Annotated in this window: 15 protein-coding genes; 4 read left to right on the plus strand and 11 right to left on the minus strand. The window is 34.4% G+C overall.

Annotation, left to right across the window (positions count from 1 at the left end):
• Positions 1 to 6 precede the first annotated feature (6 nt).
• The 5 genes from ruvA to pglZ all read right to left on the minus strand — a co-directional run bounded on the left by ruvA (position 7) and on the right by pglZ (position 8,651).
• Positions 7 to 597: a Holliday junction branch migration protein RuvA gene (gene ruvA / locus ACYT32_RS09130; RefSeq protein WP_395265862.1), complete on the minus strand. Its 591-nt coding sequence runs from the start codon at positions 595 to 597 to the stop codon at positions 7 to 9.
• Positions 598 to 600: 3 nt separating this feature from the next.
• On the minus strand, positions 601 to 2,532 hold the full coding sequence (gene mutL / locus ACYT32_RS09135) for a DNA mismatch repair endonuclease MutL (protein WP_395265861.1): 1,932 nt from the start codon (positions 2,530 to 2,532) through the stop codon (positions 601 to 603).
• A 15-nt stretch (positions 2,533 to 2,547) separates the two neighbouring features.
• A complete protein-coding gene (gene mutS / locus ACYT32_RS09140; RefSeq protein ID WP_395265860.1) occupies positions 2,548 to 5,193 on the minus strand; it encodes a DNA mismatch repair protein MutS in 2,646 nt (881 codons plus the stop codon).
• A 13-nt stretch (positions 5,194 to 5,206) separates the two neighbouring features.
• A complete protein-coding gene (locus tag ACYT32_RS09145; protein WP_395265859.1) occupies positions 5,207 to 6,010 on the minus strand; it encodes a TIGR00282 family metallophosphoesterase in 804 nt (267 codons plus the stop codon).
• Positions 6,011 to 6,131: 121 nt separating this feature from the next.
• Positions 6,132 to 8,651 (minus strand): BREX-1 system phosphatase PglZ type A, encoded by a 2,520-nt coding sequence (pglZ, locus tag ACYT32_RS09150; protein ID WP_395265858.1) that lies wholly within the window; start codon positions 8,649 to 8,651, stop codon positions 6,132 to 6,134.
• A gap of 165 nt (positions 8,652 to 8,816) precedes the next feature.
• On the opposite strand from pglZ, the gene ACYT32_RS09155 reads away from it, so the two are divergent.
• The 3 genes from ACYT32_RS09155 to ACYT32_RS09165 all read left to right on the plus strand — a co-directional run bounded on the left by ACYT32_RS09155 (position 8,817) and on the right by ACYT32_RS09165 (position 13,948).
• Positions 8,817 to 10,634: a DUF262 domain-containing protein gene (locus tag ACYT32_RS09155; RefSeq protein WP_395265857.1), complete on the plus strand. Its 1,818-nt coding sequence runs from the start codon at positions 8,817 to 8,819 to the stop codon at positions 10,632 to 10,634.
• Between the two features lie 109 nt (positions 10,635 to 10,743).
• Complete coding sequence (gene pglX / locus ACYT32_RS09160) at positions 10,744 to 12,345, plus strand: BREX-1 system adenine-specific DNA-methyltransferase PglX (RefSeq protein ID WP_461793430.1); 1,602 nt, start codon at positions 10,744 to 10,746, stop codon at positions 12,343 to 12,345.
• A 514-nt stretch (positions 12,346 to 12,859) separates the two neighbouring features.
• Entirely contained in the window at positions 12,860 to 13,948 is a 1,089-nt protein-coding gene (locus tag ACYT32_RS09165) for a tyrosine-type recombinase/integrase (protein ID WP_395265855.1), read from the plus strand.
• Between the two features lie 55 nt (positions 13,949 to 14,003).
• Here ACYT32_RS09165 and ACYT32_RS09170 read toward each other — a convergent pair whose 3' ends face one another.
• The 6 genes from ACYT32_RS09170 to ACYT32_RS09195 form a co-directional block, all read right to left on the minus strand.
• Positions 14,004 to 14,318 carry a hypothetical protein gene (locus ACYT32_RS09170; RefSeq protein ID WP_395265854.1) on the minus strand — a complete coding sequence of 105 codons (315 nt, stop codon included), beginning with the start codon at positions 14,316 to 14,318 and terminating at the stop codon, positions 14,004 to 14,006.
• 36 nt (positions 14,319 to 14,354) lie between these two features.
• Positions 14,355 to 17,489 carry a BREX-1 system adenine-specific DNA-methyltransferase PglX gene (pglX, locus tag ACYT32_RS09175; RefSeq protein WP_395265853.1) on the minus strand — a complete coding sequence of 1,045 codons (3,135 nt, stop codon included), beginning with the start codon at positions 17,487 to 17,489 and terminating at the stop codon, positions 14,355 to 14,357.
• Between the two features lie 16 nt (positions 17,490 to 17,505).
• Positions 17,506 to 21,159, minus strand: coding sequence for a BREX system P-loop protein BrxC (gene brxC, locus ACYT32_RS09180; RefSeq protein WP_395265852.1), 3,654 nt, complete (start codon positions 21,157 to 21,159; stop codon positions 17,506 to 17,508).
• 12 nt (positions 21,160 to 21,171) lie between these two features.
• Positions 21,172 to 21,747, minus strand: coding sequence for a DUF1788 domain-containing protein (locus ACYT32_RS09185; RefSeq protein ID WP_395265851.1), 576 nt, complete (start codon positions 21,745 to 21,747; stop codon positions 21,172 to 21,174).
• A 2-nt stretch (positions 21,748 to 21,749) separates the two neighbouring features.
• On the minus strand, positions 21,750 to 22,343 hold the full coding sequence (locus ACYT32_RS09190; RefSeq protein WP_395265850.1) for a DUF1819 family protein: 594 nt from the start codon (positions 22,341 to 22,343) through the stop codon (positions 21,750 to 21,752).
• A gap of 135 nt (positions 22,344 to 22,478) precedes the next feature.
• Complete coding sequence (locus ACYT32_RS09195) at positions 22,479 to 23,174, minus strand: DUF554 domain-containing protein (protein WP_395265849.1); 696 nt, start codon at positions 23,172 to 23,174, stop codon at positions 22,479 to 22,481.
• 511 nt (positions 23,175 to 23,685) lie between these two features.
• On the opposite strand from ACYT32_RS09195, the gene ACYT32_RS09200 reads away from it, so the two are divergent.
• Positions 23,686 to 26,301 carry an isopeptide-forming domain-containing fimbrial protein gene (locus tag ACYT32_RS09200; protein ID WP_395265848.1) on the plus strand — a complete coding sequence of 872 codons (2,616 nt, stop codon included), beginning with the start codon at positions 23,686 to 23,688 and terminating at the stop codon, positions 26,299 to 26,301.
• Positions 26,302 to 26,305: the final 4 nt, after the last annotated feature.

Consider the following 26,305-nt stretch of genomic DNA (forward strand, 5'->3'; position numbering starts at 1 on the left):
TATATTTTATTTGCTCAATAATTTTAAGCCGGCTCGAAGATATTCATCAGCACTTGATAAATGTTCTTTTTCCAATTGCGACTTAACTTTTGTAACTTCTTTAGGTGAATACCCTAGAGACTCTAAAGCGGCCAATCCATCCTCTAATTCTTGATTGCCTGTACTGAATTCTGCCGGAGCTTCGCCTAATGTCATTTGACCTTCAGCTGTAAACTTACCTGACAAATCAAGAATAATTTGTTGAGCTGTCTTTTTACCGATTTTAGGAAATTTAGTTAAATATTTAACATCGTTATTTTCGATGGCATGAATCAATCCTTGCAAGTCTTGGCCGGCTAAAATTGCTAAAGCACTCTTAGGCCCAATTCCAGAAACACTGATTAAATGTAAAAAGATATTTTTCTCATTCAAATCATAAAAGCCATATAAAGCTTGCTCATTGTCACGAACGACCTGTTCAACATAGACCGTTGCTGTTTCATTTTCCTGATAACGATAAGGATTAGCTACTTGAACTTTATAGCCAACACCTTTGACATCCACCACAATATATGAAGGGGTTACTGCTGCTATTAAACCATTTAAATATTCAAACATAATTTATTCACTCTCTCTTGTATCGTGTGGATCTTGAATTCTCTTAAACATTTTTTCGAGATCTTTATTACTGAATTGGACTAATACTGGGCGGCCATGAGGACAATTGTAAGGATTCTCAGCCTTTGTTAGATTCTCTAATAACTGATGAGCCTCTTGGTCAGTAATGTGATGATTGGCCTTAATTGCCCGTTTACAACTCATCATAATGGCATTTTTTTCACGAAACGCCGCTACACTGATTTTAGAATCATTCAACACATAGTCAACCATTTCTTTAATCGTCGACTCTTCTTGACCGGCAACGAACCAAGTTGGATGAGTATTGACGACAAAACTATTCTGTCCAAAGTCTTCTAGATATAGGCCAATACTTTCAAGCAACGGCTTCTTTTCTTTGATCAGAATACTCTCCGCATTTGGATAATCTAACACGATCGGTACTAATAATTTCTGCTGGTCAGTCGAAACTTTACCTATTTCCTTACGATAATACTCGTAATTAACTCGCTCTTGTGCGGCATGCTGGTCGATTAAATAAAAACCGTCTTCACTCTCTGCCACAAGATACGTTCCATGAATTTGACCGATATAACGCAAATCGGGAAAATCTGAAGTCGTTGACGTATCTTGAGCCTTTGAGTCGATCACTTTGACATTCTTAGCCGTTTCAGCTTGCATTCGTAAATCCCAAGCGTGCAGATGCTCTGGATCATTAAAAATTGGCATCCCTGTCATCGGAGTCTCTACCCGTCGATTGACACTGTTTGTTGGTGGCAAAGCAGGCTCATCGTCATCCGATACAGCGTCAATTGTCGCATTAGTCAATGGTTCATTGATCTTATCGATTGAGACAATATCATCCAGGCTGATCTGTTCGGGACGATACGTATCAACTGTTTGATCAGAATCTTTCCGACCAAGGTTCTTAACTGCATCGGGAATCAAATTTTGTCCAGACAAGCGTTGTTTGATACCTTCACTGATTAGATCTCCAATATGACCTTCATTGGACAGTCTAACTTCTTGCTTAGTGGGGTGAACGTTGATGTCGACTAACCCTGGGTCCATCTGTAAATTGATCACCGCAATTGGAAAACGAGCAACCATTAATTTAGAACCATACCCACGAATAATGGCATTCGTCAGTTGAAAATTCTTAATATAGCGTCCATTTAGAATAATTGAAATATAAGAACGATTAGACCGAGTCGTATCAGGTTTTGAAAAATAACCCTTGATCTCATAGTCGGGATCAGAATTCTCAAATTCCAACATATGACTCGCAATCGTTCGTCCATAAATCCCTGCAATTGTCTGTTGCAAGTTGTCGTTACCAGAAGTCCAGACTAAATCTTTTCCTTCATGAATCAAACGAAACGATATATCTGGATGTCCCATGGCTAGACGATCAACAATATCAACAATCTTATTCAATTCGGTATGGAGTGATTTAACATACTTCAACCGAGCTGGGGTGTTAAAGAACAAATCTTCCACCGTCATCGTGGTTCCCTTTGAGCGAGCAAAAGTTTCTTTTTTGAGTAATTCATTACCAGAGAACTTGGCTCTAACCGCTGACTTACCATCAGTACTTGTCACAACCGTCAACTTAGAAACTGAAGCAATGCTGGCTAAAGCTTCACCACGAAAGCCTAAAGTTTTGACGTTAAATAAGTCGTGATCATTACTGATTTTACTAGTCGTATGCGGTAAAAAGGCGACTTCAACGTCATCCGCTGAAATCCCCTTTCCATTATCATTAACTTCAATTGATTTTAAACCCGCTTGTTTGACAGTGATCAATACTTGCGTAGCCTTCGCATCGATGGAATTTTCCACCAGCTCTTTAACGACTGATGCTGGGCGTTCAATAACTTCACCAGCCGCAATCTGGTTACTAAGTTCAACTGGCAGTTCATGAATAATACCCATTTTTTCCACCTTCTTTTATTTAAGTTTCTTTTGCCATTTGTAAAGTAAATTGATGGCTTCAATTGGTGTAATTCCCATTAAATCTTGATTGTTCAATTCTTTCAATACTTGTGACTCTTTAGTTGATAACTTTTTAGTTGGCTTACTTACTTCGGGGAAAAGTGACAATTGTTTTTCATCGCCCGAAATATCAGTGACCATTTTTGATTCCGTAACGGTTTCTGATTCAGGTTGTGCATTCAAAACGGCTGCTGGTTCGTTAATCGATTCGGAAGTCGTAGTGTGAACTGAACTTTCTTCCAAGCTGCTAAGAATCTTACGTGCCCGAGTCAAAACATCATTTGGCAAACCGGCTAACTTAGCAACGTGAATTCCGTATGACTTATCCGCAGGTCCTGGCAAAACCTTGTGCAAAAAGACCAAGTCGCCATTTTCCTCGGAAGCATCTACATGCACATTTTTCAACCCTGGCAATTGACTTTCTAGTTCCGTCAACTCGTGATAGTGCGTGGAAAAAAGCGTCATTGCTTTCACATTCTTGTCGATATATTCAATGATTGCTTGTGCTAAAGCCATTCCGTCATAAGTTGCTGTACCACGGCCAATTTCGTCAAAAATAATCAAACTATTAGGCGTAGCATTTTTCAAAGCATCATTTGCTTCACGCATCTCGACCATGAAAGTTGAATCCCCAGAAATCAAATCATCTGCAGCACCAATTCGAGTGAAAATATGATCAAAAATTGGCATCTTCGCTGAGTCAGCCGGCACAAAACACCCAATTTGAGCCATGATGACAGTCAATGCCATCTGCCGCATGTAGGTACTCTTACCAGACATGTTGGGACCAGTGATCAAGAGAATATCAGTCTGATCATCAAAATGGACATCATTAGGAATATAGCTGTTGTTACTCAAAACCTTTTCCACAACGGGATGACGACCATTGGTAATATCTAATTCGTTTTTATCCACAAATTCAGGTGCAACGTAGTGGTATTCTTCACTGACCACTGCAAAACTTTGTAAGACATCTAGTTGTGACAAAATATTTGCCAAAGCTTGAATGCGACGAATCTGGCGCTTAACTTTCTTACGAATTTCATCGAATAGATGGTATTCCAAACTCTTCGACTTCTCTTCCGCCTCTAAAATTAAACTCTCTTTTTCTTTTAACTCCGGCGTGATGTAACGTTCAGCGTTGACCAAAGTTTGCTTTCTTTGATAACGATCTTCCGGAACCTTATCGGTATTTGCATGACTGACTTCAATATAGTAACCAAAGACCTTGTTGTAACCAATCTTCAAGTTGTTGATACCTGTTAGTTCTTGTTCCTTGGCCTTCAGAGTGGCGAGCCATTGTTTACCATTTTTGGAAGCGTCCAAATACTTATCTAACTGTTCGTTGTAGCCGGCTTTGATCAATCCACCACCAGTTACTGAAATTGGCGCATCTTCAACTATAGCTTTATCAATCAATTCACGGATATCGGCTACTTCATCGATTTTTTCCACAAAGGCTGTTAATTCATCGTCACCAATATCTAACAAAATCGATTTAATCTCAGGAACTTGTTCCAACGATGTTCGTAATTGAATCAAATCTCGTCCATTGACAGTTCCATAAGCAACTCTTCCGGCCAAACGTTCCAAATCATAGACTTTAGTTAAGTAATCCTGGAATGATGATCTTTGGAAATAATTGTCCAAAAAGACTTGCACGAAATGTTGTCTTGCCAATAATTTGTCGACACTGAGCAATGGCCGAGCTAACCATTGTTTTAACAAACGGCTCCCCATCGCTGTTTTCGTCTCGTCTAGCAACCACAATAATGTCCCAGACTTCTTATTAGTCCGAATATTTTTAAACAGTTCCAAATTACTTTGAGCCGAATGATCCATCAATAAATAGGAAGAAGTTTCATATGATTCGGCAGCCTTCAAGTGATCGAGCGACCGCATTTGCGTTTTGATCAAATAACTTATCAACAACTTAACCGTATTTACTTCGGCGTCAGAAGTGATCTTTGAGAAATCAAAGCTATAATTTTGATCCAATTCATCCAACTTAGACACGAGGATGCCATATTTATGTAATTGTTCCAAATAAGCTTGTGGAAAACTACCTGAGACAACCGTTTCCTTGGTATCAAGGTTCTGTAATTCATTCGTCAAATCTAATTGACTGGTAACAGAAGTAACTTTGACCTCACCGGTGGATAAATCTGCATAAGCTAAACCAAAAACGCCCTTATCAGACGTGATAGCCGTGATGTAGTTATTATCTTTCCCTTGATCAGCTTTGTCCATGATCGTTCCTGGTGTTACAACCCGAGTAACTCCACGTTTGACCATTTTGCCTTCAGCGTCAGCAGGATTTTCCAGTTGATCGCAGACTGCAACCTTATAACCTTTATCCACAAGTGTATCGATGTAACTTTCAATCGCATGATGAGGCACACCACACATAGGAATACCCTCATCAGCTTTTTTATTGCGGGATGTTAAAGTCAATTCCAAAATTTGCGAGCCTTTGACAGCATCGTCGTAGAACATTTCATAAAAATCACCAACACGATATAACAAAAAAGCATCCGGATATTGTTTCTTATACTCCAGATATTGCTCCATCATTGGTGTTTCTTTAGTCTTTTGAGGCATGAATTCCCTCCGTTTAATTCAAAAATGATTGATTGTTTGGTGTTATAACATAGTTTTTAATGCTACGAGCATTATTTGTTTGATCATTAATATCAATTACGGCAAAACCAATCTGCATCCGACCATCTTCGTCAACGTCAAACTTATTCGGACGTTGAGTCAAGAAACGGTTGATGATCGGTTCTTTTTTGTCACCCAAAATACCATCGTAAGAACCAGTCATCCCAACATCAGTTAAGTAAGCTGTTTGCTTGTTGATAACTTGTGCATCGTTTGTTTGGACATGGGTATGCGTTCCACAGACAGCTGAAACGCGGCCGGTCATGTAGTTAGCAAAAGCAATCTTTTCACTGGTTGTTTCAGCATGGAAATCGACAAACTTGATTGCATCTTTATCCAAACTAGCAATCAACTTATCGGCTGCCAAAAAAGGGTTATCCAATGGCTGCATCAAGGCGGTCCCTTGCATATTGATCACATAAACTTCTTTAGTATTAACTTTTATCTTCAAAAAACCTCGTCCAGGAACATTGTCCCCAGAGAAATTATATGGACGTAAAATATTTTTCTTTGGATCATCGATAAAATCAAGAATCTCACGCTTATCCCAAGTATGATTCCCTCCGGTTACGACATCTGCACCAGCTCGAGTAATCTTTTGATAGTCAGGTTCCTTCGTACCTTTACCACCAGCAGCGTTCTCGCCATTGACAATCGTCAGCTGTGGCTTAACCTTTTTCTTAATTTCAGGCAGATACGTTTCGATTGCCTTAATGCCGATAGAACCTACGACATCACCCACGAAGAGTATTTTCATTATATTTTTATCCCCAATCTTTACTTTGATATTGTATCAATTTTGAAGAAAATTAAAAAGACCAGACGAACATCTGGTCGTATATTATCATAAATTTTTCTAGATAATTATATAATCCTAACTAAAAATCAAAGTCCCCAAAAGTGGCTATATCCATGCTGTACTCAGTTTTACTTACATCACCAGTATTGGTGTTTTCAATTACGAAATAGTACTTACTATCCTTATCATATTGCTTATCAATTAAATTAATCGACAAATCCATCATTCTATCTTCAACTTTGGTTGCTGCTAAATTTGCATTAATAACAGTTTTTGCAGAAATCAATTCATTATTAGAATTTTGGAAATAAACTTTATAAGTTGTTGGTCTATTAATTTGATCAATAGGTTTAGCCTGCAACAAGCGTACTGGTACCTCAAGAGAAGTGATATTTCTATTTGTGCTCATCAATTGTAATTCAACGTCTACAGCTTGGGATTTATTTGAAGTTGTTCTTACTTCTAACAAGGGTACTAGCATTTCTTGAAGTGATGCTCCACCATGAACATAATTAACCGTTCCAGCAGATTTGAAAACATTTGCGGTTTGTGGATAATAAACCAAACGCCGATCATCATTATTCAAAATATCAGCTAAACTTTGCTTACCAACACCGGGTTCGTCAATTCGCCTATCAGTCACGATGTAACGTTGCGACTTCAGATCACCCTGATCCACTTCTTCAGATATCTTATCAGTATCAGTCAGATTTCCATCACGATAAATATATCCATGATCTGCCGTCACATAAAAATGATTTATATTATTAGTTCTTAATCGATTAATCACATTTTTAATTTCTTTAATTGCATCTGCGGTGGCTTTGAAGACATCATCCTCAGTTTTTTTATTATCACCAATAGCATCAATTTGATTATGATAAATATATACAACTTCTTTACCAACAAAAAGACTTTTTATCTCTTTAGTGGTAGCGCCTTTTATATCATCAAGTGCATAAGCAGCACTATTAACATTTTTTTCAATCAATATCTGTGATCGTTTTTCACGATTAGTTGCTTCTTTTCCATCGACTAACAGTGCCTTGCCCTCTAATCTCAAATTATTATTTGGCAATAGAGCAGGCATCCCCATATAAGTAACTGAAGGTAATCCAGAAATTAAATAATCCATTTTTTGTTCAGTAACTTGGTCATCCATTGTGAGTTCTTTTTCTAATTCTTTAGCCGCTTCAAATCTAAAAGCATCAGATATTATTACAACAATTCTATTTTGTTCTCGTTCAATGTAATTTCTATAGAAATTTCTCTGTAAGTTTCGACTAGGCAAGTTTTTATAATTGAGCTTCTCAGTCCATGTAAAATCAAAAGAATTCAAATAATCATCCGCATAAGCCCTTTCAACTAATTCTTTTGTTTTGACAAAGCTTTCAATCATTCCAGATTTTTGATAACTCAAGATGAAACGTCTGTAGTAAGTATCAACCAAATAACCATCTTTGACATAGGCATTAATCATTCCATCTGTGGTATTGGCTGGTTTTCGACCAATTGACGACAACAAATTCCACGCATTAAGAAGCATCTGATATAACACACGATATTCATGACCATAGTGCATTTCTAAACGGCGTCTAACTAGTTCGGGGAATGTTAAACCATCAATTCTACTATCGTAGTCTGATAATAATAGCCTACCTTGTTCCCATAGCATTAATTTACGGTCAAAAATACTGAAGGTACTTGATTTTGCCAACTGATCGATACTGATATCTTTTAATAAAGCATACTTATCTCCACACTGGGCCCAAACTTCATCGGCAATTTCTTCAAATTTATCTTCATCATTAAAATTACTGTTACTGAATTGACTCATAAAAGTACTTACATTGGCATACTTGGATGACAGATTGAATTCACTAATTCTCTTAGGTATAGTCACTTCCATTTGATTAAATGCTTCTGTAATAAACAAGGCTGAAGATAAATCCAGCAAGTCAGTTTTTGTTTCGTCATAACCAAATATTCTACTGGTATACTTCCAAAAACTCCCTAAAACATTATATCTAGCAAATTCATCTAAAAGATCCTTTTTGTATATTCCATTGCTTAACACGATTTGTAAAATATCAAAGAAACTTACAATAATGCGATTAGAATTAACTAACGTTGCCAAAATCCCAAGTTCAGGATTTTTTAAATAGCTATTCACATCATATTTGGAGAATTTATTTCTTCGATTCTTATTTGCAAAGAATTTTGCATGAGTTTTAACAAACGTTCTTAATTGCTCAGGTAACCCTAAGTCGCGACGAATCATCTCTTGAGCATCTGCCGTAAAGGTATCTGAATACAAAATTATATCTTTAAGATGATTATCACTAATAACTGGTTGTTTTTCTGGTGAATAAACTAAAAAGTTTTCATCAGCTGGGGCATCCAACAATTGCAATTTAACTTTTAGTTGTTCCCCCGTATGCAATATCACTACTTGGGCTAAATTTTTCAATTCAGCTTTGATATTATCTATCTCATCAGTAAATTCTGCGTTATCGTCATACCAAAAAATAATATGACTACCCTTTTTAAATTTTCTTTTTAAATTATCGATAACTTGGTCATTTTTGACATCAGCCATGCTAGTGCCTCTTTTCACTCTTACTAATTACATATAATACCTTATCCATACTCTAATTTTGACCTTCCAATAATAAATAATTTTAATTTTTTAAAAAACCGCAGATTTTCCTTGTGATAAAATATCATTATAATTTTCACAAGAATACAAAAGGGAGATTTGTATATGGCAACGTCGATCGAAGTAAATAAAAAGAATGTCAAACAACTATTAGCAAGCGGCAAAACCAAAAAGTTCGTAATTCCAGAATATCAACGGCCTTACGCCTGGTCCGATGAACAAATTCAAACCTTATTTGATGACTTAGTCGAATATACGCAAGAACACAACGATGAATCTGATGAAAGCGATGAAAGTACTTACTTTTTAGGAACCATAGTTGCGTATGAAAATGATCAGAAACAACAAGAAATTATTGATGGCCAACAGCGAATAACCTCATTATTCCTTTTATTGCGTGCTATTTATACTAAATTAGAGTCAATGACGGAAACACCTAAATCTAAAAACTTTAAAGCACAAATTGAATCGGCCCTTTGGCAACAGGACTTATTGACAGCCGAAGTAGATTATAACAAGACTTTGATCGTGTCCAAAGTTATGGGCGACGAAGGTAACGAAACATTTACTGATATTTTGGTAACCGGTAAAACTTCTTCCAACGCAAACGACAACTATTCACTAAACTACAATTTATTTACAAATCTGATTGAAGAATATGCTAAAGAACAGCCAGAGTTATTCTATTGGTTTATAAGTAACGTTCTTAACAGAGCTATTTTGCTACCTATTACAGCTGATTCTCAAGATATGGCTTTGACTATCTTTTCAACCCTTAATGATCGAGGATTAGCCTTATCAGACGCAGATATTTTCAAAGCAAAGATATATAACCATCTTGATAGCACTACGAAAGATGATTTTATTGAAGACTGGCAACAATTGAATGACGATGCTACAGCAGCGAATGAAAGTATCCAAAAATTATTCTATTACTACATGTTCTACTTACGTGCCCTGGAAAACGACCGAAAGACGACTACTCCTGGTATTAGAAAATACTATTCAAAAAACAACTTCGAAAAGATATATCAGAAGAATGTTATGAGCAATCTAAAAACCATTTTAAATTTATGGGTTGTTATTAATACTAAAACAGCAATTTCAGAACCATGGTCAAATAACATTAAAATCCGTCAAACTCTTGATTCACTAACATCATATCCTAACGAATTTTGGAAATATCCAGTGGTAATCTACTATCTTAAATATCATGACCAAACAAACTTCGAAGAGCTATTTTTAGATTTCCTTCATCACCTTCTAGCCGTTTTATGTGCCCGTTACGTCATTACTCCAACTATCAATGCTGTTAAAACTGGTATATTAAATTTGAATGCTGAAATCATAAATTCACCTACACCTAAATTTGATTTTAGCCCTGTTGATAGAGATGAATTAAAAGAAGACATAAAGAATGCACATCGAAATACCGTTCGAATGATCTTAAAAATTTTGGCTTATCAGCGACAAGAAGAACTACTACCAGAAAAATGGGAAATTGAACACATTTTACCCCAAAAATTTCAACCAACTTATTTTACTAAAATTTCTGATAACGAAGTAAAAAGATTGATTGAACATATAGGCAACAAAATTCCATTTGAAAAAAAATTGAATATTACCGCTAGTAACGGTTATTTTCAAAAGAAACAAATTAGTTATCAAAAATCTAAAATCAAGATCCTACTTGAATTATCTGAATCCAACAATGATTGGGGAATTGAAAAAATTCAAGAACGTGATCTTAGAATTTCAAATGAATTATCCGATTTACTCTTCTCCTGGGGTTTAAATACCCCTACATCCACAGCCTCTTTGATCAATATTCCTAGTGAACGATTGAATGATTACAAGAGTTTCATCAAAATGTTCCACAAAGAAGACAATGACGATTCAAGAAAAGCCTTTCTAACTATGTAAAATTCTTGTTATACCAACGTTCAGAAAATTTCTGAACGTTTTTTTATTTTCTCTTATATCGTTCACTCCAAACTATAATCGAGGGGTTATTAAGTCCATCGTAACCGATATTGATGAAGCTGACTTCGATGTTTCTCAGGGTGGTCAAGTTGAGATCATTGGGTGGATTTATCAGTATTACAATACAGACAATAAAGAAAAAGCAATTTCATCCCCTAAATCACATAAATTTAGAGATACTGAAATTGCTTCTGTGACCCAAATCTTTACCCCTGATTGGATTGTCAAATACATGGTTCAAAATTCGTTGGGTAAACTTTGGATAAAATCGTTGATTGAAAAAGATGATTCACGTACTGAGGAAGAAATTGCATCCACTTTTAATTGGAAATACTACATGTCAGAAGCAAAACAACCAGATAACGTAGTTATAGCGTTAAAGAATATTGATGAACCACTTAAAGATATTAAACCAACCGATATTCAAATGATTGATCCATCCATGGGATCTGGTCATATCTTGGTATATGCCTTCGATGTATTAATGCAAATTTACAAATCAGAAGGATATTCTGAACGAGAAGCATCAAAATTAATTGTTTCAAATAATTTACATGGCTTAGATATTGACACTCGTGCATTCCAGTTGTCATACTTCGCTGTTTACATGAAGTTAAGACAATACAATAGACGTGCATTATCAAGTAATATCAAACTCAATATTTATGACGTCCCTGAGACAAATGAGACCAATATTGATGATTTTGAGCCTTTGTTTGAGAAATTATCAAATGATTCTATTGATTCCATAAGATCATTAGTTAACTTATTCAAAAATGGTAATGATTTGGGATCTCTTATTCAAACTCAAAATATTGATTATTTAAGCCTTACTAATGATCTAAATAAAGTTAATATTGATCAATTATCGTTTGAAATAATTCCTCTTTTACATCAAGTGGAAATGTTAATTAATGTTTCCAAACTACTTGGTTCTTATTATCATGTCGTAATAACCAATCCACCTTATATGGGATCATCAAGAATGGATCTATCATTAAGTGATTTCTCTAAAAAGTATTATCCTAATTCAAAATCAGATTTATTCTCAATGTTCATCGAACGTTGGAATAAATCCATCCTTCCTGGTGGATATAATTGTATGGTTACCATGCAATCATGGATGTTTTTATCCAGTTTTGAAAAGATGAGGACCCATCTGTTGGAAAATTACACAATTTCCAATCTTATGCACATGGAAAATAATGTTATGGGAATTGCATTTGGCACAGCAGTCGCTGTTATCAGAAATACTAAAATACCTAAATTCATCGGAACATATCACCAAATCAAAACAGCAGACGCATCTAATAAAATTCCTACATCGGTTCCAATTCCTGGAAATAGGTTTAATCGAACTAACCAAGCGAACTTTAGTAAGATTCCTGGTAGTCCTATTGGCTATTGGGTACAAAATTCGATATTTGATTTATACATTAATTATAGAAAAGTTGAAGATATTGCTGATGTAAAGAAGGGGAGTTTCACAGGCGATAATAATCGATTTTTAAGAAGATGGACGGAAGTGACTAGTAACAATATCGGATTCAATATTAAAGATGCTTCAACTTCTGTTAAGTCTCAAAAAAATGGTTTCCGTATAATAAGGGTGGTGAATACCATAAATGGTTTGGAAATAGGGACTACGTAATAAATTGGTTTAATGATGGTGAAGAATTAAAAAAATTCCCCAAATTTGGGCTTAGAAATCCGCAGTATCTCTTTAAAGAAGGAATCACATGGTCTTCCCTCAGCTCAGGGTCTCCATCCTTCAGATATTCTGAAAATGGTTTCATTTTTGATAGTAAAGGACCAATGATATTTACAAAAAAAATATATTATTTATTAGGCCTGCTTAATTCAAAAGTCAGTGACTATATTCTAAATGTTTTATCACCAACACTAGACTACAATCCCACGGCAATACGAAATATTCCGTTCATTTATAATAATGTTAACTTAGAACATACTATTAATATTATTAAAAGCTCTATAATTTTATCAAAACTAGATTATAATTCATCCGAATGGTCATGGGATTTCCAACAACATCCATTCCTAAATCACATCGCTGATGATAAACAATTATTCAGTACAAAATTATTGGAATATAGTTACGTATGTGCCAAAATTGTGACAACTGTTCCGTTCGGGGGGCACAAATAATGGTCAGTTATCGTAAAAGAGGAAACGTTTGGCAGTACGAAATATCGTATAAAGATCAATTTGGAAAATATAAAAAGCTCCGCAAATCAGGCTTCACACACAAATCAGAAGCTATCTTAGCAGCCAGTCAAATCCAAATCGAGCATCCTAATTTATCTAGTGCAAAATCAAGCGAAGAGCCTTTAGTCAGTTACTACAAAAGATGGATCAATATATTCAAAAAAAATGTTGTTTCAAAAATAACATATAACAAATATCAAAATACTGCTAACCATATTTATGAAATATTTGGCGAAATGCGACTTAAAGATCTTACTAAAATAAGATATCAAGAAGGGTTAAATACTTTTGCCAAAACTCATGCAAAGCGCACTGTATCATGCTTTCATAAACAAATTAGAGCTTGCTTGTTAGAGGCTCTAGACGAAAAAATTATCATTACGGATCCGACTAGAAAGGCAGTCATTACTGGAATTGAGCGACCTAAAACCAATAAATTTTTAAGTTATCAAAATTGGTCAAAGTTAATTCAAAATCTAAATACTAACAGAGCCGACGAAATGATTATTTATATTGCGGCTGTTACCGGCATGAGATACGGTGAAATTGTCGGTTTAACAAGTAAAGATATTGATTTCAAAAATGACTATATCAGCGTAAATAAAACTTGGGATTATAAATATAAAACAGGTTTTATGAAAACTAAAACTAAATCTTCAATTAGAAAAATAGCTATCGATGACCAAACAATTATGAAGTTAAGGGGCTTTATAAATTCACATATTATTCAGAAACAACAACCAATATTCATGAACGAAAATCAGCATATTATGGTAAGTGCTGAGATAAATAAGTCATTAACAAATAAACTTGAATCATTAAATATCCCCCGAATAACCTTTCATGGATTAAGACACACGCATGCTTCAGTCTTACTCTACAAAGGTGTTAGCGTACTTTCAGTTTCAAGAAGATTAGGCCACAGTAATATTACAACTACTCAATCTACCTACCTTCATATCATCAAAGAATTGCAATCCCAGGACCAAGATAAGATTGTTTCCATCTTAAATACTGTCACAAAATAGTTGGCACTTTTTTTGGCACAATAAAAGACTCTCCCACTTGGAAGGGCCTTTTTATTTAGTTATATTTTGACAAAATTTTCTCGCCATTTTGTAATTTTTCATAATTTACAACCACACCATCATCTAAATCAAGTGCAATCTTTTCGTTGGCCAAATGTTGAATAACAGTATCATATTTTTTAATTTCAGATAATTGTTTTGTCACATGTGCAAGTTCTTTTTCTAATTTCTTTTTTGTCTTGATCACAGTTTCGACATCTATGAACTGCTCTAATTGATTCAGACTAGTTTCATATTTACCTTGCAATGGATGCAAATAGTTGCTCCGGATCATAGCTAATTCGTTTTCATCATATCTATGTAGATACATCAAAGCCTTGAATCCATTTGCTTTACCACTTGAAAATTACCAATAAATTGGACGTTTTTGATATATCTTTTTGTGATCCTTAAAGAAGTCTTCCACAAAGTATCTTCGAATTGAATCTTCATCACTATCAGCTTTTTTACCAACAACGGATGCTATATATTGTAAATTATCAGACAACGTTTCTTTGCCAAAGGTAACGGTCAAGAATTCTTTTAACCGATTGATAATATCACGTTCATCATCAAAGTATTTGGCATCGTTCAACATTAATAAATTATCGTCATTTGGCACAAACATTTTGTATTTAGATGCGTCCCACTCACCACCGGCAAATGCTAAACCATCAGTATCCAATGAATAACGACCAAACACTACACCGATAAAGTATGAGAGAAATGATTTGATATCGCGTTCTTTGTCAGCTAATCGTACCGATACATCTTTGTCAGCAACTTCAGGCGTTAATTCATCTTGTAAGCCATAAAGATCTATAAAAATCTTGTTCAACTCTTCTTCATTGGACTTCAGTTGATTAAATCTATCTTGAGCTTCTGACTTCCAAATATTAAAAGCATTTTCTACCTTTCCATCGACTTCTGTTCGCTTATCATCAGCGATGTGATTTAGGAATGGATGTTGTTGGAAATCCCATGAAGTTTCAAAGGAATCCCAGTCTTTTTTTGATATAGAAATATTCACTGTAACTATTGAATTAATATCTCCATTATCAAAATCTTTAAATGGCATTTTTGCAACCTGGCCATTAGTATAATGCATTGTACTCATTGTTAACTTCGCCAAGTAATTAAATACAGTGGAATTCAAATACGCTAACATTTCATTAAGGTTATTACCAAAGTAACTCGGACCAGAAGCATCAAAAATAAATCCACGAGGGGTATATCTCGCACTGAAAGATCCTGAAGTTAGGTCAGTCCAACTTAAATTTGGTTTAAAATAGAATTTTTCATTCTGAATATTTGCTTTTCCATTATTCTTTATTCTATAACCATCATTTAACCAGTTAATGATATATATTTGATTGCCATACCATTTTCTAAAATTGCCACCTTTATTCAGAGGAATCCAGTAACCAACATTATTAGAAACTTCGTGCCAAAATCTGTAATATAGAGCATTCTTGCCCGTATCGAGTCCTTTTTTTGAGTAACCATAATCACTAATTTTTTTAGATTTTTGAAAAATAGAAAACACGTTACTACTTGTCCAATAAGCAATAGGACTACCAGGAATCTTACTAAAGTTCGCTTGGTTAGTTCGATAAAGATAACCACATTCAGGATTTTCGATGGCTTCAAGCGTCTTTTCTTTCTGTACTTCCATACCACCTTTAAAGTCAGATAACTTAACGTATACACCATCAGTATTATCAGATGGCGTATTTTTAATTACAAAGGTGTTAATTGGCACAGTGGCTTCTTCGAAGGCAGAATATTCCATTTGAATCAAACTTGAAATTTTTTTATTTTGAACTAAATAAGTTCGCAACTTTTCATAAGTCTTAATAAACATCCAGACAAAAGGAGTCATATAGGCAGAGTAGCCATTTTGAGCTAGCCACGTTGTATTGTTATAAATAAATACAGAGAATAGATCACCTGCATAATCAGCGTAATTCTTTTTAACGTAAGCCTTTAGGTTCTTATCCATCTTGTTCAAATAAGGTGGATTAGTCGCAACTACGTTGTATTTGATGCTCATATCTTCAGCTAAATCAAGAATCCTTAGGACAGTGTTTTTTGCTTCTTGAATTCCATAAAGATCAATTCCAGTTTCGGGAATATTTTCAACTGCAGTTCTCAACTGATCAAAATCATACTTTTTATCAATTCTGATGATAGATCCCAATTCTTTGGCATCTTTAAATTGACTGACCAAGTATTGTAAATCATCCTTGATTTCGGTTGATACACGATCAAAGAATTCTGGATTGATGTCGTCACTTTCGACGAATACGTGAAGATTAGGCTTAATATCAGATTTTCTTAGAATTCTACGATTATACTCTCTAGCTTTCATCATTAAAGAAAATGAGGCTAATTGGAAAGCTCGTTGATCAATTTCCAAACCATACAAATTTTTAGTGATAATATTTACCGCGGCATCACGAGCAGAATAACCTTCTTCAAGATATATCTTCATAAAGATATCAAAAGCGTAAATTAAAATGTGCCCTGAACCCATAGCGTTATCCATTAATTTAATATCTTGAATATCTTCATTACTATTTGGCACAATATCCAATTTTTCAGGGAGTAAAAATTTCAAATCATTTTTAATTTTGCTATCAGGATGACGTTCTAGCCAATACTTTCCTAATGAGTTATCAACCATATAGCGAACTACCCAATCGGTTGTAAAAAGTTGTGTAGCAGCAGGTATGTCGCTCTTTTTAACAGCACCACCACTAATATTAACGACTTCATCATGGAGTTCTGTATTGTAATACTGATAAATCCACCCAATAATTTCAACTTGACCACCTTGAGAAACATCAAAGTCAGCTTCATCAATATCGGTTACGATGGACTTAATAACCCCACGATTATAGTTTGGAGTGAACAATAATTCTGCATAATCGTTAGTCTTTTCAAACAAATATGGTAGGTTCTTGTTCAAAGCATTTACTTGTTTAATAAACAACATTTTATACAGATCATCCATTTTAAGAGGATCTTCAGTTTCCCAGGCATCATCGATCAATTGTCTATCATCATCGGAAAATGCCCCTAGATCAGCTTCTAAGCTCAATGGATCAATCATAATATCTGGTTCGTTACGATTCTGTGTACTTGATAAAACCCTAGTTCTGCTTGGTAAGTAATCATTAACTTCCATAAACCGAATTGCCACAATTCGATTAAACCAAGTGTAAGCAACTTCTTCAGTTAAATCTGTAAAGGCGGTTTGATAATCACTCTTTTTGGCACGAGTTTTTAATTCTTCAACTAACTTACGACGTTTTGGAATATCTTTGCCAACCAATGGCACCTTATCATCAACATAATATTCGATTTCATTAGTTGAAATTTCCAGCTTGTCACTGATACCGTCTTTAGTTATTCCAAATAATCCTGCTCGTTGCCTTACCATCTCTAGTAAGTTTTCTCTGGAATTTATGGCAAACTTTTTTATTGCATTCTTATCCATCTGAATACCTTTCCTATTATAATTCTAAAATAATTTTCTTCTTCTCTTTAAGTTGATCAGCAAGAACCTTCTTTAATTTATCTAATTCTCTATCAATGTCTGATTCATCATTGATATACCAAGTTTTAGCAACACCAAGTGATTTCAAATTCAAATGTGTTGGTGTTATTTCTTCGGTTGGAGTTGATTCATCATCTGACTTTTCTCTTTCATTACCAGTATTAGCATCTTCATGCTTGTTTCTTAATTTCCGTTCTTTTTCAGCTTGTTCACGTTCAGCCCGATTTCTCTTTATACCAAGCTTATCAACTAAGCTCTTATAACGATTACCACAAACTGAAGCTTTATTATCCATAACCATCAGTTTATCTAAATCGACTGAATCGATGGCTTCTTGAGTTATTCTTTCAAAATCTTTATTGATTCCCGCTTCCACTTCATCAGCAAATCCATTAGCGCGAGCATAATCAAGTGCACTTTCTTTTTCAACTTCAATAATCGATTTCATTTTTTCAAGTTGTTTATCAAACTCTATGTTGTAGCTTTTATTAAAACTTTCGTTTAATTCCTTTAATCGATGCACTTGTCCATTGGGTTTATTGGACAAAAGAATCTTTTTAATATCGGCAACTATTCTTGGTACTTCACTTCCTGATATAAATGCATCTGAATTATTGTAGATATTTAACATCTTTTGGGCATTTTCCCAAATACCTTGTTGACTTTCGCTATTATAGAATTCAATAATCCCATCATCTTCCATATCGTCATGCCAATCAAGTAAGTCATCTTTTTCCTTGCTTGCATAATCATAAAAATTATCAGCATCACTAATATCATAGAGTCTCTGGAACATTGCACTGCCTTTTTCAAGAAGATTCTTACCAGGATAATAATTAGGCATCGAATTATTTCTCTTTAAAATAAGCATATTAGATTTAATCTTTTCCTTTAATTCACTCATAACTGTATCATCCTCATCATTTGAGAATGTAAGTTTGTTAAAGACTTCATCAGCAATTTCAAGCACATCACGTTTTTTGTCAGCTGAAATTTCACGTCGTGGTTCAAACTGAACCTTGTCAATATATGACTTCTTAGTAAAATATTGTGAAATTGTCAAAGGATCAGTCTCTGAACTCCAACTTATTGAGGCATTGTTAACATATAGTTTTAATTTAGCATCAACAAACAACTTTGCAGCCAGCCATTTAATATCAATATCTTTATAACCGTATGGAATCTTACTAAACTTATCCAAAATCGACTTATATGATATCTTATTTCGACCATCAAAACTTCTAGTAATACTGTCCATAAGAGCTTGAGTAGCCTGATTATTTTCATCAGTTTTAATTTTAAGGTCATTTTTCTTAAACAGAGTCACAATATCTTTTTCACTTTTTGTAACTTCAATATAGCTAAGGTTCCGATAGACCTCATCGATTAATTCTACTTCTGCGTCATTTAAACGTTTGAAAAAATCTTTTCCATTGTTGGCCAATTTCTTACCAGAAATATAAATGTCAGCTTGTTGTAATGCTTCCATCAACTCTTTCGTTGAATTGTTTGCCAAAGTGCCACTCTCTGAAACCTTCACACTTATTATTTCACGAGATCGTGCATCGTTTGACTGATTATTATTATCCCGTGCAAATTTACGGATTTTTAGCATTTGATGCATATCATCGATATATGAACTCTCCTCAGGCATATCAATAATAATTGGTGGTTGCGTGGGATCAATCGACAATCTAATTAGTTCTGTCTCATCTTGATGATAATCACTTTCAGGTGTATTTATCTTGATGCTCATTTCATTATTAGTGGCTCCAACCGGATAATCATCAACGTAGGTATTGAAGGAGAATGTATACTGATTGTTCAATTTAGGATAAACAAAGCGTTTAGAAATATTATTAGTTGTAAATAATTGATTACCAATATTCTCTGAAATTTCACCTGGATCAACATTTTGTTTAGAAATTTGTTTACTAATATCTTGCTCAGCATCTGTTAGAAATTCGTAACCATGAGTTGTTTTTTCTACTAACTCTTGATTAATCAAAATAGCTAGAGCCTTTTTAACTTTATTTTCTAATTCAATTCGGTCAGTATCAATTGAATTAATCATTAGAGTTGTTACGTTATTCAATGTGGCATCAAAGTTTTTAACATACTTCACCATAAATAAAGTTTCCAAAACTTCCACAGCGAATGGCTTTGGTTCATTATTAGGATTGATTTTCTCATTATCGATTGCGTGTTGAATAACAATCGCATGCGTATGATCCAAAAATTGTTCCAATCCCCTGAAGAAAACACTATATGGAATCAAAGTTCGAGTATCTTTATTCTCATAATATTGAGCTGACTCTTGAAATACTGCCAACATCGAACGTTCACCTTCGGCAAGATGCTTACCGTCAGATCCGTTCTCACGAATGGCCGTTAGGGTTTGCTGCAACAATACAAACTGATATGGTACGAATGGATAAACACTTGCAAACGCTTGAGCGTCATCATACTTTTTGCGCTCGACATCCCCATCAAAATCAATCAAATTATTAATAGAATGTCGTTCGTCATTATATGTTTTTTCCAAAAGATTTTGACTTTCATTTGTTTTAGCTAAAAGTCGCTTTTTAATAACTTCATCAACGTTAGCTGATGACATTGAAATTCTAGTATGAAAACGTCCTTGAATTTTTGAGAAATCTTGGCCATTGATATTATTAGTTACTTTATCAATTGCTTGTTGACTTGTTACAATCACCCACGCCTTACCTTGAGTATAAGTACCTAAGTCCTCAACAATACTTTGTAAATTCAACATTCTTTGCTGTGAATCACCAATGTATTGACCAATTTCATCGACTAAAAAGATCATATGATAATCATTAGATTGTTTCTTAATATACTGATTAACCATTTTAGCAAATTCTTCAACACTGATTGAATAATCTGAAGAAAGACTATCAACGAATCCCTGAGCATCGGCATCTGACATGTAATCAATATTAACTAAAGTTTCTTTAATAGTCCCCTTCATAAAGGCAAAGCCATTTCTTGTTTCAATCCACTCCTTATGATCATCATTAAGTCGTTTAAATTCTGCTTGAAAGTCCTCATAACGGCCATCATTAATCATTCGTCTTTCTAAATCGGCCAACCAAAAACTTTCTCCAGATAACCCTAACTGTTCGTTAAAGACTTGTAGAAAGACATTCAGAATTGCATTTCTTTGTTCCTTATTGTTATCCCGGGCTTTGGAATCAATATTGAATAGCATGACTTCATTATCAATTCCTGTAGCTTTCTTCATATTACTGATAGTTTCCGTATCGGTTATTTTATTATCATCGGTAAAATAATCGAGTGCTCTTTTACCTTTGACTTCACGGTTTTCTAAGAGATATGAAAGAATCTTCAAGAAGTGAGATTTACCTGATCCGAAGAAACCAGATATCCAAACCCCCATATTTGTGGTGTTATTACCAATACTATTGGCATATGCCTCGAAAAAATCCTTGAAATGCCCTTTTAGTTCTCTTGTAACAACATATTCCTCAAGTTCCTGCTTAATATTATTATCTTTTTCATCACCAATCGTGATAACACCTTTAATGTTACGATCAATTGGTTTAGCAAATATATCTCTGATAATCATTATTATTTTCCCCTAATTTATTTGAAATGCACGATAATAGTTGTCTTCTTTTAGTTCTCCAAACATACTCAAACTCAAACTATCATATTTTCCTGGGTAAAATAATACCACAGGTACATCTGAAATAATTTGATGCATAGTATTTAATATTTTATGTGCCCTTATTAATGGATAGATTTGACCTATTCCCGTCAAAAAGACTATTGTATCAGCATTTATTTGTTCCTTAATATACTTAACTAGCTCATTGTCAGAACTAGTCATTCTCAAAACATTATTTATTTGTTCAGAGAGATATTCAATTCCGTCATCTTTTTCCATTTTAAAAACAGCTTCTTTAATACCTCTCTTTTCAAGTAATTCCCACATAATGCGATAAAGATTAAATTCTTTAATCTCATGGCCGATAGTTTCCACGTTATAATCTCGTTCAATACTATCGATCTCCCTACGCAAGATTGGATAATCTTTAGGATCATATGCCAATATATAATAAGACACTTCATTTGATAGTCCTTGACTATGTTGAAAATCCTTATTTTTTAACTTATTTCGTAAATGTTCTAACTTGGTTACTGTTGAGCTCATTTTTATCTCCCTAAAAAGATGGCTAATATCTTATTGTCATTATTAGACGTCATTAAATCTTCCAATCGATAATCCATGATTGGACGGATCACTTCATCATATTCACCTTGATCTTTCATTAGATCGGCTTCACGAATAAATGTTTTAAAAATCCCGGTCAATCTTTTAATTGTTTGATCGGTCCAATTTGCTATTTGTACACTTTCTTGCTGCTTGCGATTGAAAAATCCAGCAACTTCATAATCATAGAGTTTTGCATCCCCTACAATTAATTCATCTCGATATGTTTCGTACATAAAATCTTCGAATAGCGGGTTCAATTTAAGAATCGACATTAAATTGATTAGCTTCTTGTCAGCCAACAGTAATGAAGGATAAATTTCAATATAACTCGAATCTAATTTTGCAATTCTTCTTTTTAAAACATTGTTCAAGTCCCTCGATCTGGCTTCACTTGTTTGATGAAAATAGTTATCATTAATACTCTTATTTCTTATTTCATCAGCGGTTAAGCCATTATTTAACAAATCAATATATTGAGAAAATTCATCTTGCCAAAAAGAATGCGACACCATTCCGGCACTGTACTTTTTCATTCGTCCACTCTTTCTAAAACAAATTTCGAAGCTATACTCCTTAGTATATATTATAAATTGCTTATTTAGACATAAGAAAAGCCACTCCGTCGAGTTTCTGCAACGTGAGTGGCTTAAATTTATACAATTCTTTTCTTAAAACAACCCTATAACTGCAATCGCCACAATAGGTACCAACAAAGCCGGCAACAAATTCAAAACTTTGATTTTCTTAATATTCAACAGTCCTAATCCTGAGGCAAAAATCAAAATTCCACCGACAATCGTCAATTCCGTGATCATGTTGTTATTGATTGAATTTTGTAACAACATAGCTATCAAATAAATACTACCTTGCCAAGCAAATACTGCGATTGCTGCTAGAGCCATTCCAAAACCAAACGTTGAGGCCAACACGATTGAAGTAATTCCATCGAGCATCCCATTAGTGAACAAAAAAGTGTAGTCCTTATTCAAGGCTGCTTGAATCGGCCCTAAGATCGACAATGAACCAATACAATACAACAAGACGGCAGTTGCTAACCCTTCAGCTAAATTTGCTTCTCCATTTGCAGAAGGTTTAGAAAACTTCGCAACTAAATTATCAAAATGTTTTTCCAGATCAAGCCACTGACCAAACAGTCCTCCCACGGCCAGACTAACAATAAACAATACGGGATAGTGACTTTTAGGCATATATTGAACGACCGCATTTATACCAACGGCTATAGCAACAAGTCCCAGGGCCTGTGTCAAAATGGCATTATATTCTGCTTTGATACCTTTTTTAAAATAGCTTCCTAAAAAACTCCCAATTAAAATCATTCCCACATTAAAAAATGTACCTATCATAAGATCCTCCATATTTAAAATTATGTTGTTAATTAAAAATTATAAACTCTCAAACTACTAGAGGGTCAAAAAAATTATTACTCATTTGTACAGTTACTCTTGTTTCGGTAGCATACTTGGTTAGATCCATCCGTAATACCATACCAAATCAATTCAAAATGATAGCATCTGCATCCCCAACCTGAGCAATTTGCACATTTGTCCGTTCAAATTATTCAGTTGAATAACATCGGTAATTATTATCTGAGTTAATCTTTGCTGGCTTCAACAAGCCTATCTCATCGTAATAGCAGATGATAAGTATTCTTATTCGAAAAAAACTCGATACCTGTGCAATTGTGATAATTTCTCGATTCTATACCTCTCTGAATCTTATTGGGAATATTATGTTCAATTTTAGATAAAAAAACAATTAATTATCGATACATTATTTTATTTGTTATGAGGTATAATATACTTGTTAATTGAATATTTAGCATCATTTTATATTTCTAGGGGGGAGGAGTATTAAATGTTGAACTCTTACAAATGTATCCAAAAATTCTTTGGTATATTTTTTATAGCATTATTTTGTTTCCTAGTTTTTAATAATAATTCACTTACCGTTAAAGCTGTTTCGGAGAGTGATGTTATTAATAACCTCGGTTATTACGTTGATGACGGCGTAACTAACTGGAGCCCTGTTTATAAAAATATAATTGGATCTATCCCTATCAGTGACAATGTCTCATTGGACTATACTTTTGGATCAGCGCGTGACAGTTCCGGTAATGTTATGAGTGGTGACCCAACCGTCACTACAACCAATACCAACCTAAATTCTGGTTATGGTGCTGGATATAGTTATTATTCAAAAATAAATGTTTTCATAAATTATAACGGTAAATATTATAGTATCGTACATCAAGGTAAAAATTCCTACATTTCTTCAAATCCTGAAAGAGCATCTGACACTTCAATAGACTTTAGCCTCCCCTATGGGCAATCAGATTCATATATTTCAAGTTCAGTATTGCTCAACTTAAGTCCTAAGGTTTTATTCTCCGGTACAGAAAATGGTCGCAGAGTATTGAAAATAGGTGGCTATTTACAAAAGCAAGGGGTCTATGCAGAGGTTCTTTTACGCCCCTCTGCTACTGGCGCCCCAATAGTTCAAAGAGAACTTTATGTATATAAAGCTGATAATTCTAAAACTACTCAGTTTCAAACTTTCTTTGGTGAAGATACTGCAATGACTTCTGACAGTTCAATCTATGACAATGTTCAAAACCCTACAGATTTCACTAATGGTGACGATGTACCATTATACGCTATTGGTGGTGGACAAGGATTATACATAAATAGTTCCGCATCCAGTAATGGCATTAAATCAAAGCTATTTGTTACTAATAATGTAGCGGATGGATTCAAAGATTTTATGGGATTAGCTTTTGCCAATCCTTATAGATGGTATGAAAAAGGTAAACAATCTAAATCATCAGGTGGCGGATTTATTTCCCATCCTACCCTGAAAGTCGGAGATCATGATCCTGATGATCCGGATAAAAATGGTGATACCGATAAAGTAGCTGGTACTCCTTTGCTTTATGGTCAAACTTCTGCTAACAGTGCAATCTTCCCAGTTGTTGATGAGAATGGAAAACAAAATTCCGCCTACCTTTTAAGATGGCCAGCTGTAAATGGTATGGCGTCCGGAGAAACTATGCATTTTTCATCAACCATAGGTTCAACGATTTCTCCATATGCTATACCAGTTGTAAGTAAAACTTATACCAATACCAAACAACAAAATGGACTCAATCATGTTGGTGATACCCTTCACTTTAAACTAAAGGTCAATAATCAAGGCTTAAATTCAAATTGGTCTTTTAATAATCTAGTTGATAATTTACCCGCTGGACTACAGTTAGATACAAGTTCTGTTAAATTTAGTTCAACTTACTTCTCTGGAACTACAGGTTCGGGTGATAATCAGCATGATATTATGAAAGATGGTCCTTCTGGTTCATTTATTAACGATTCAACAAGTCAGTTGAATATTACCCCAAATGCGATAATCCATGATAAAGGGACATATACAGTAACTTTCGATGCTACAGTTACCCTAGATGCTCTCAGCAATTTGACCAATGGCGCTTTGACCAACACCGCAACTTTCACCGGTAACAATAAGAATACTAATGGAACTAATGTTGATAATAATAGAAATTATACCGATAGCGTTAAGATTCCAATTGCTTCTTCTACTTACGTTCCAAAGTTTATAAAAACTTTACGTAATAACACAACTAATCCTAATGGTTCTTTTACTACTGCAGCTACTGCTAAAAAAGGCGATGTTATTGATTACAGAATTCAACTCTCAAATACTGGTACTGATAGTTTAAAGAGTGCCACCTTTAGTGATACTTTGCCAGAAAGTCTTAAATTAAATGATGGATCAATTAAAGTAACTAATAACGGTATTGTTACTCAAACTCCAAGTTCATTATCATTCAATTTAAGCTCATATAGTTCTCCTATTACCATCGATTTTCAAGCTACAGTCACGAGTGTCAAAAAAACAACCTTTTCTAATATTGCGGTCCTAGACAATATCAAAACTAGTTCTGGCTTATCATACAATAATTATGAATCAAAGGCTGCAGTGTTAAATATCACTGAAACTGCACCAACTATGTCAATTGACGATTTTCCGTCATCCATTGATTTTGGTAGTATCAATTCGGATGGGCCAAAAAGAATGTTATCAAACATAAAAACTAACGGTAGGTTAGTGGTCACTCATACCAGTGACACACCATTCCAAATCACTGTAGGTTATGACAATGATGGCAGTGCGGCTATAGCTACCCATGATTCCAATGGTGATATCATACAGAAACTTGTTCAAACTAATAACGATGCTCTATATTTCAATCAAAACAGAAATAACTATGAAGAAAATTGGACTCCAATTTCCACTACTGGTATTCCAATTAAATCTGATGGTTTCTCAGGCTCGGTTAATCAAGAAGATTTAACCCAATATATCGATACTGGTAAATGGAAATTACTAGTTCCAGCTGGAACTAGTGCGGGACAGTACAATGGTACAATTACATGGGGGATTGCTGACTCGCTTTAAAAAT

Source organism: Companilactobacillus sp. FL22-3 (assembly GCF_054881455.1).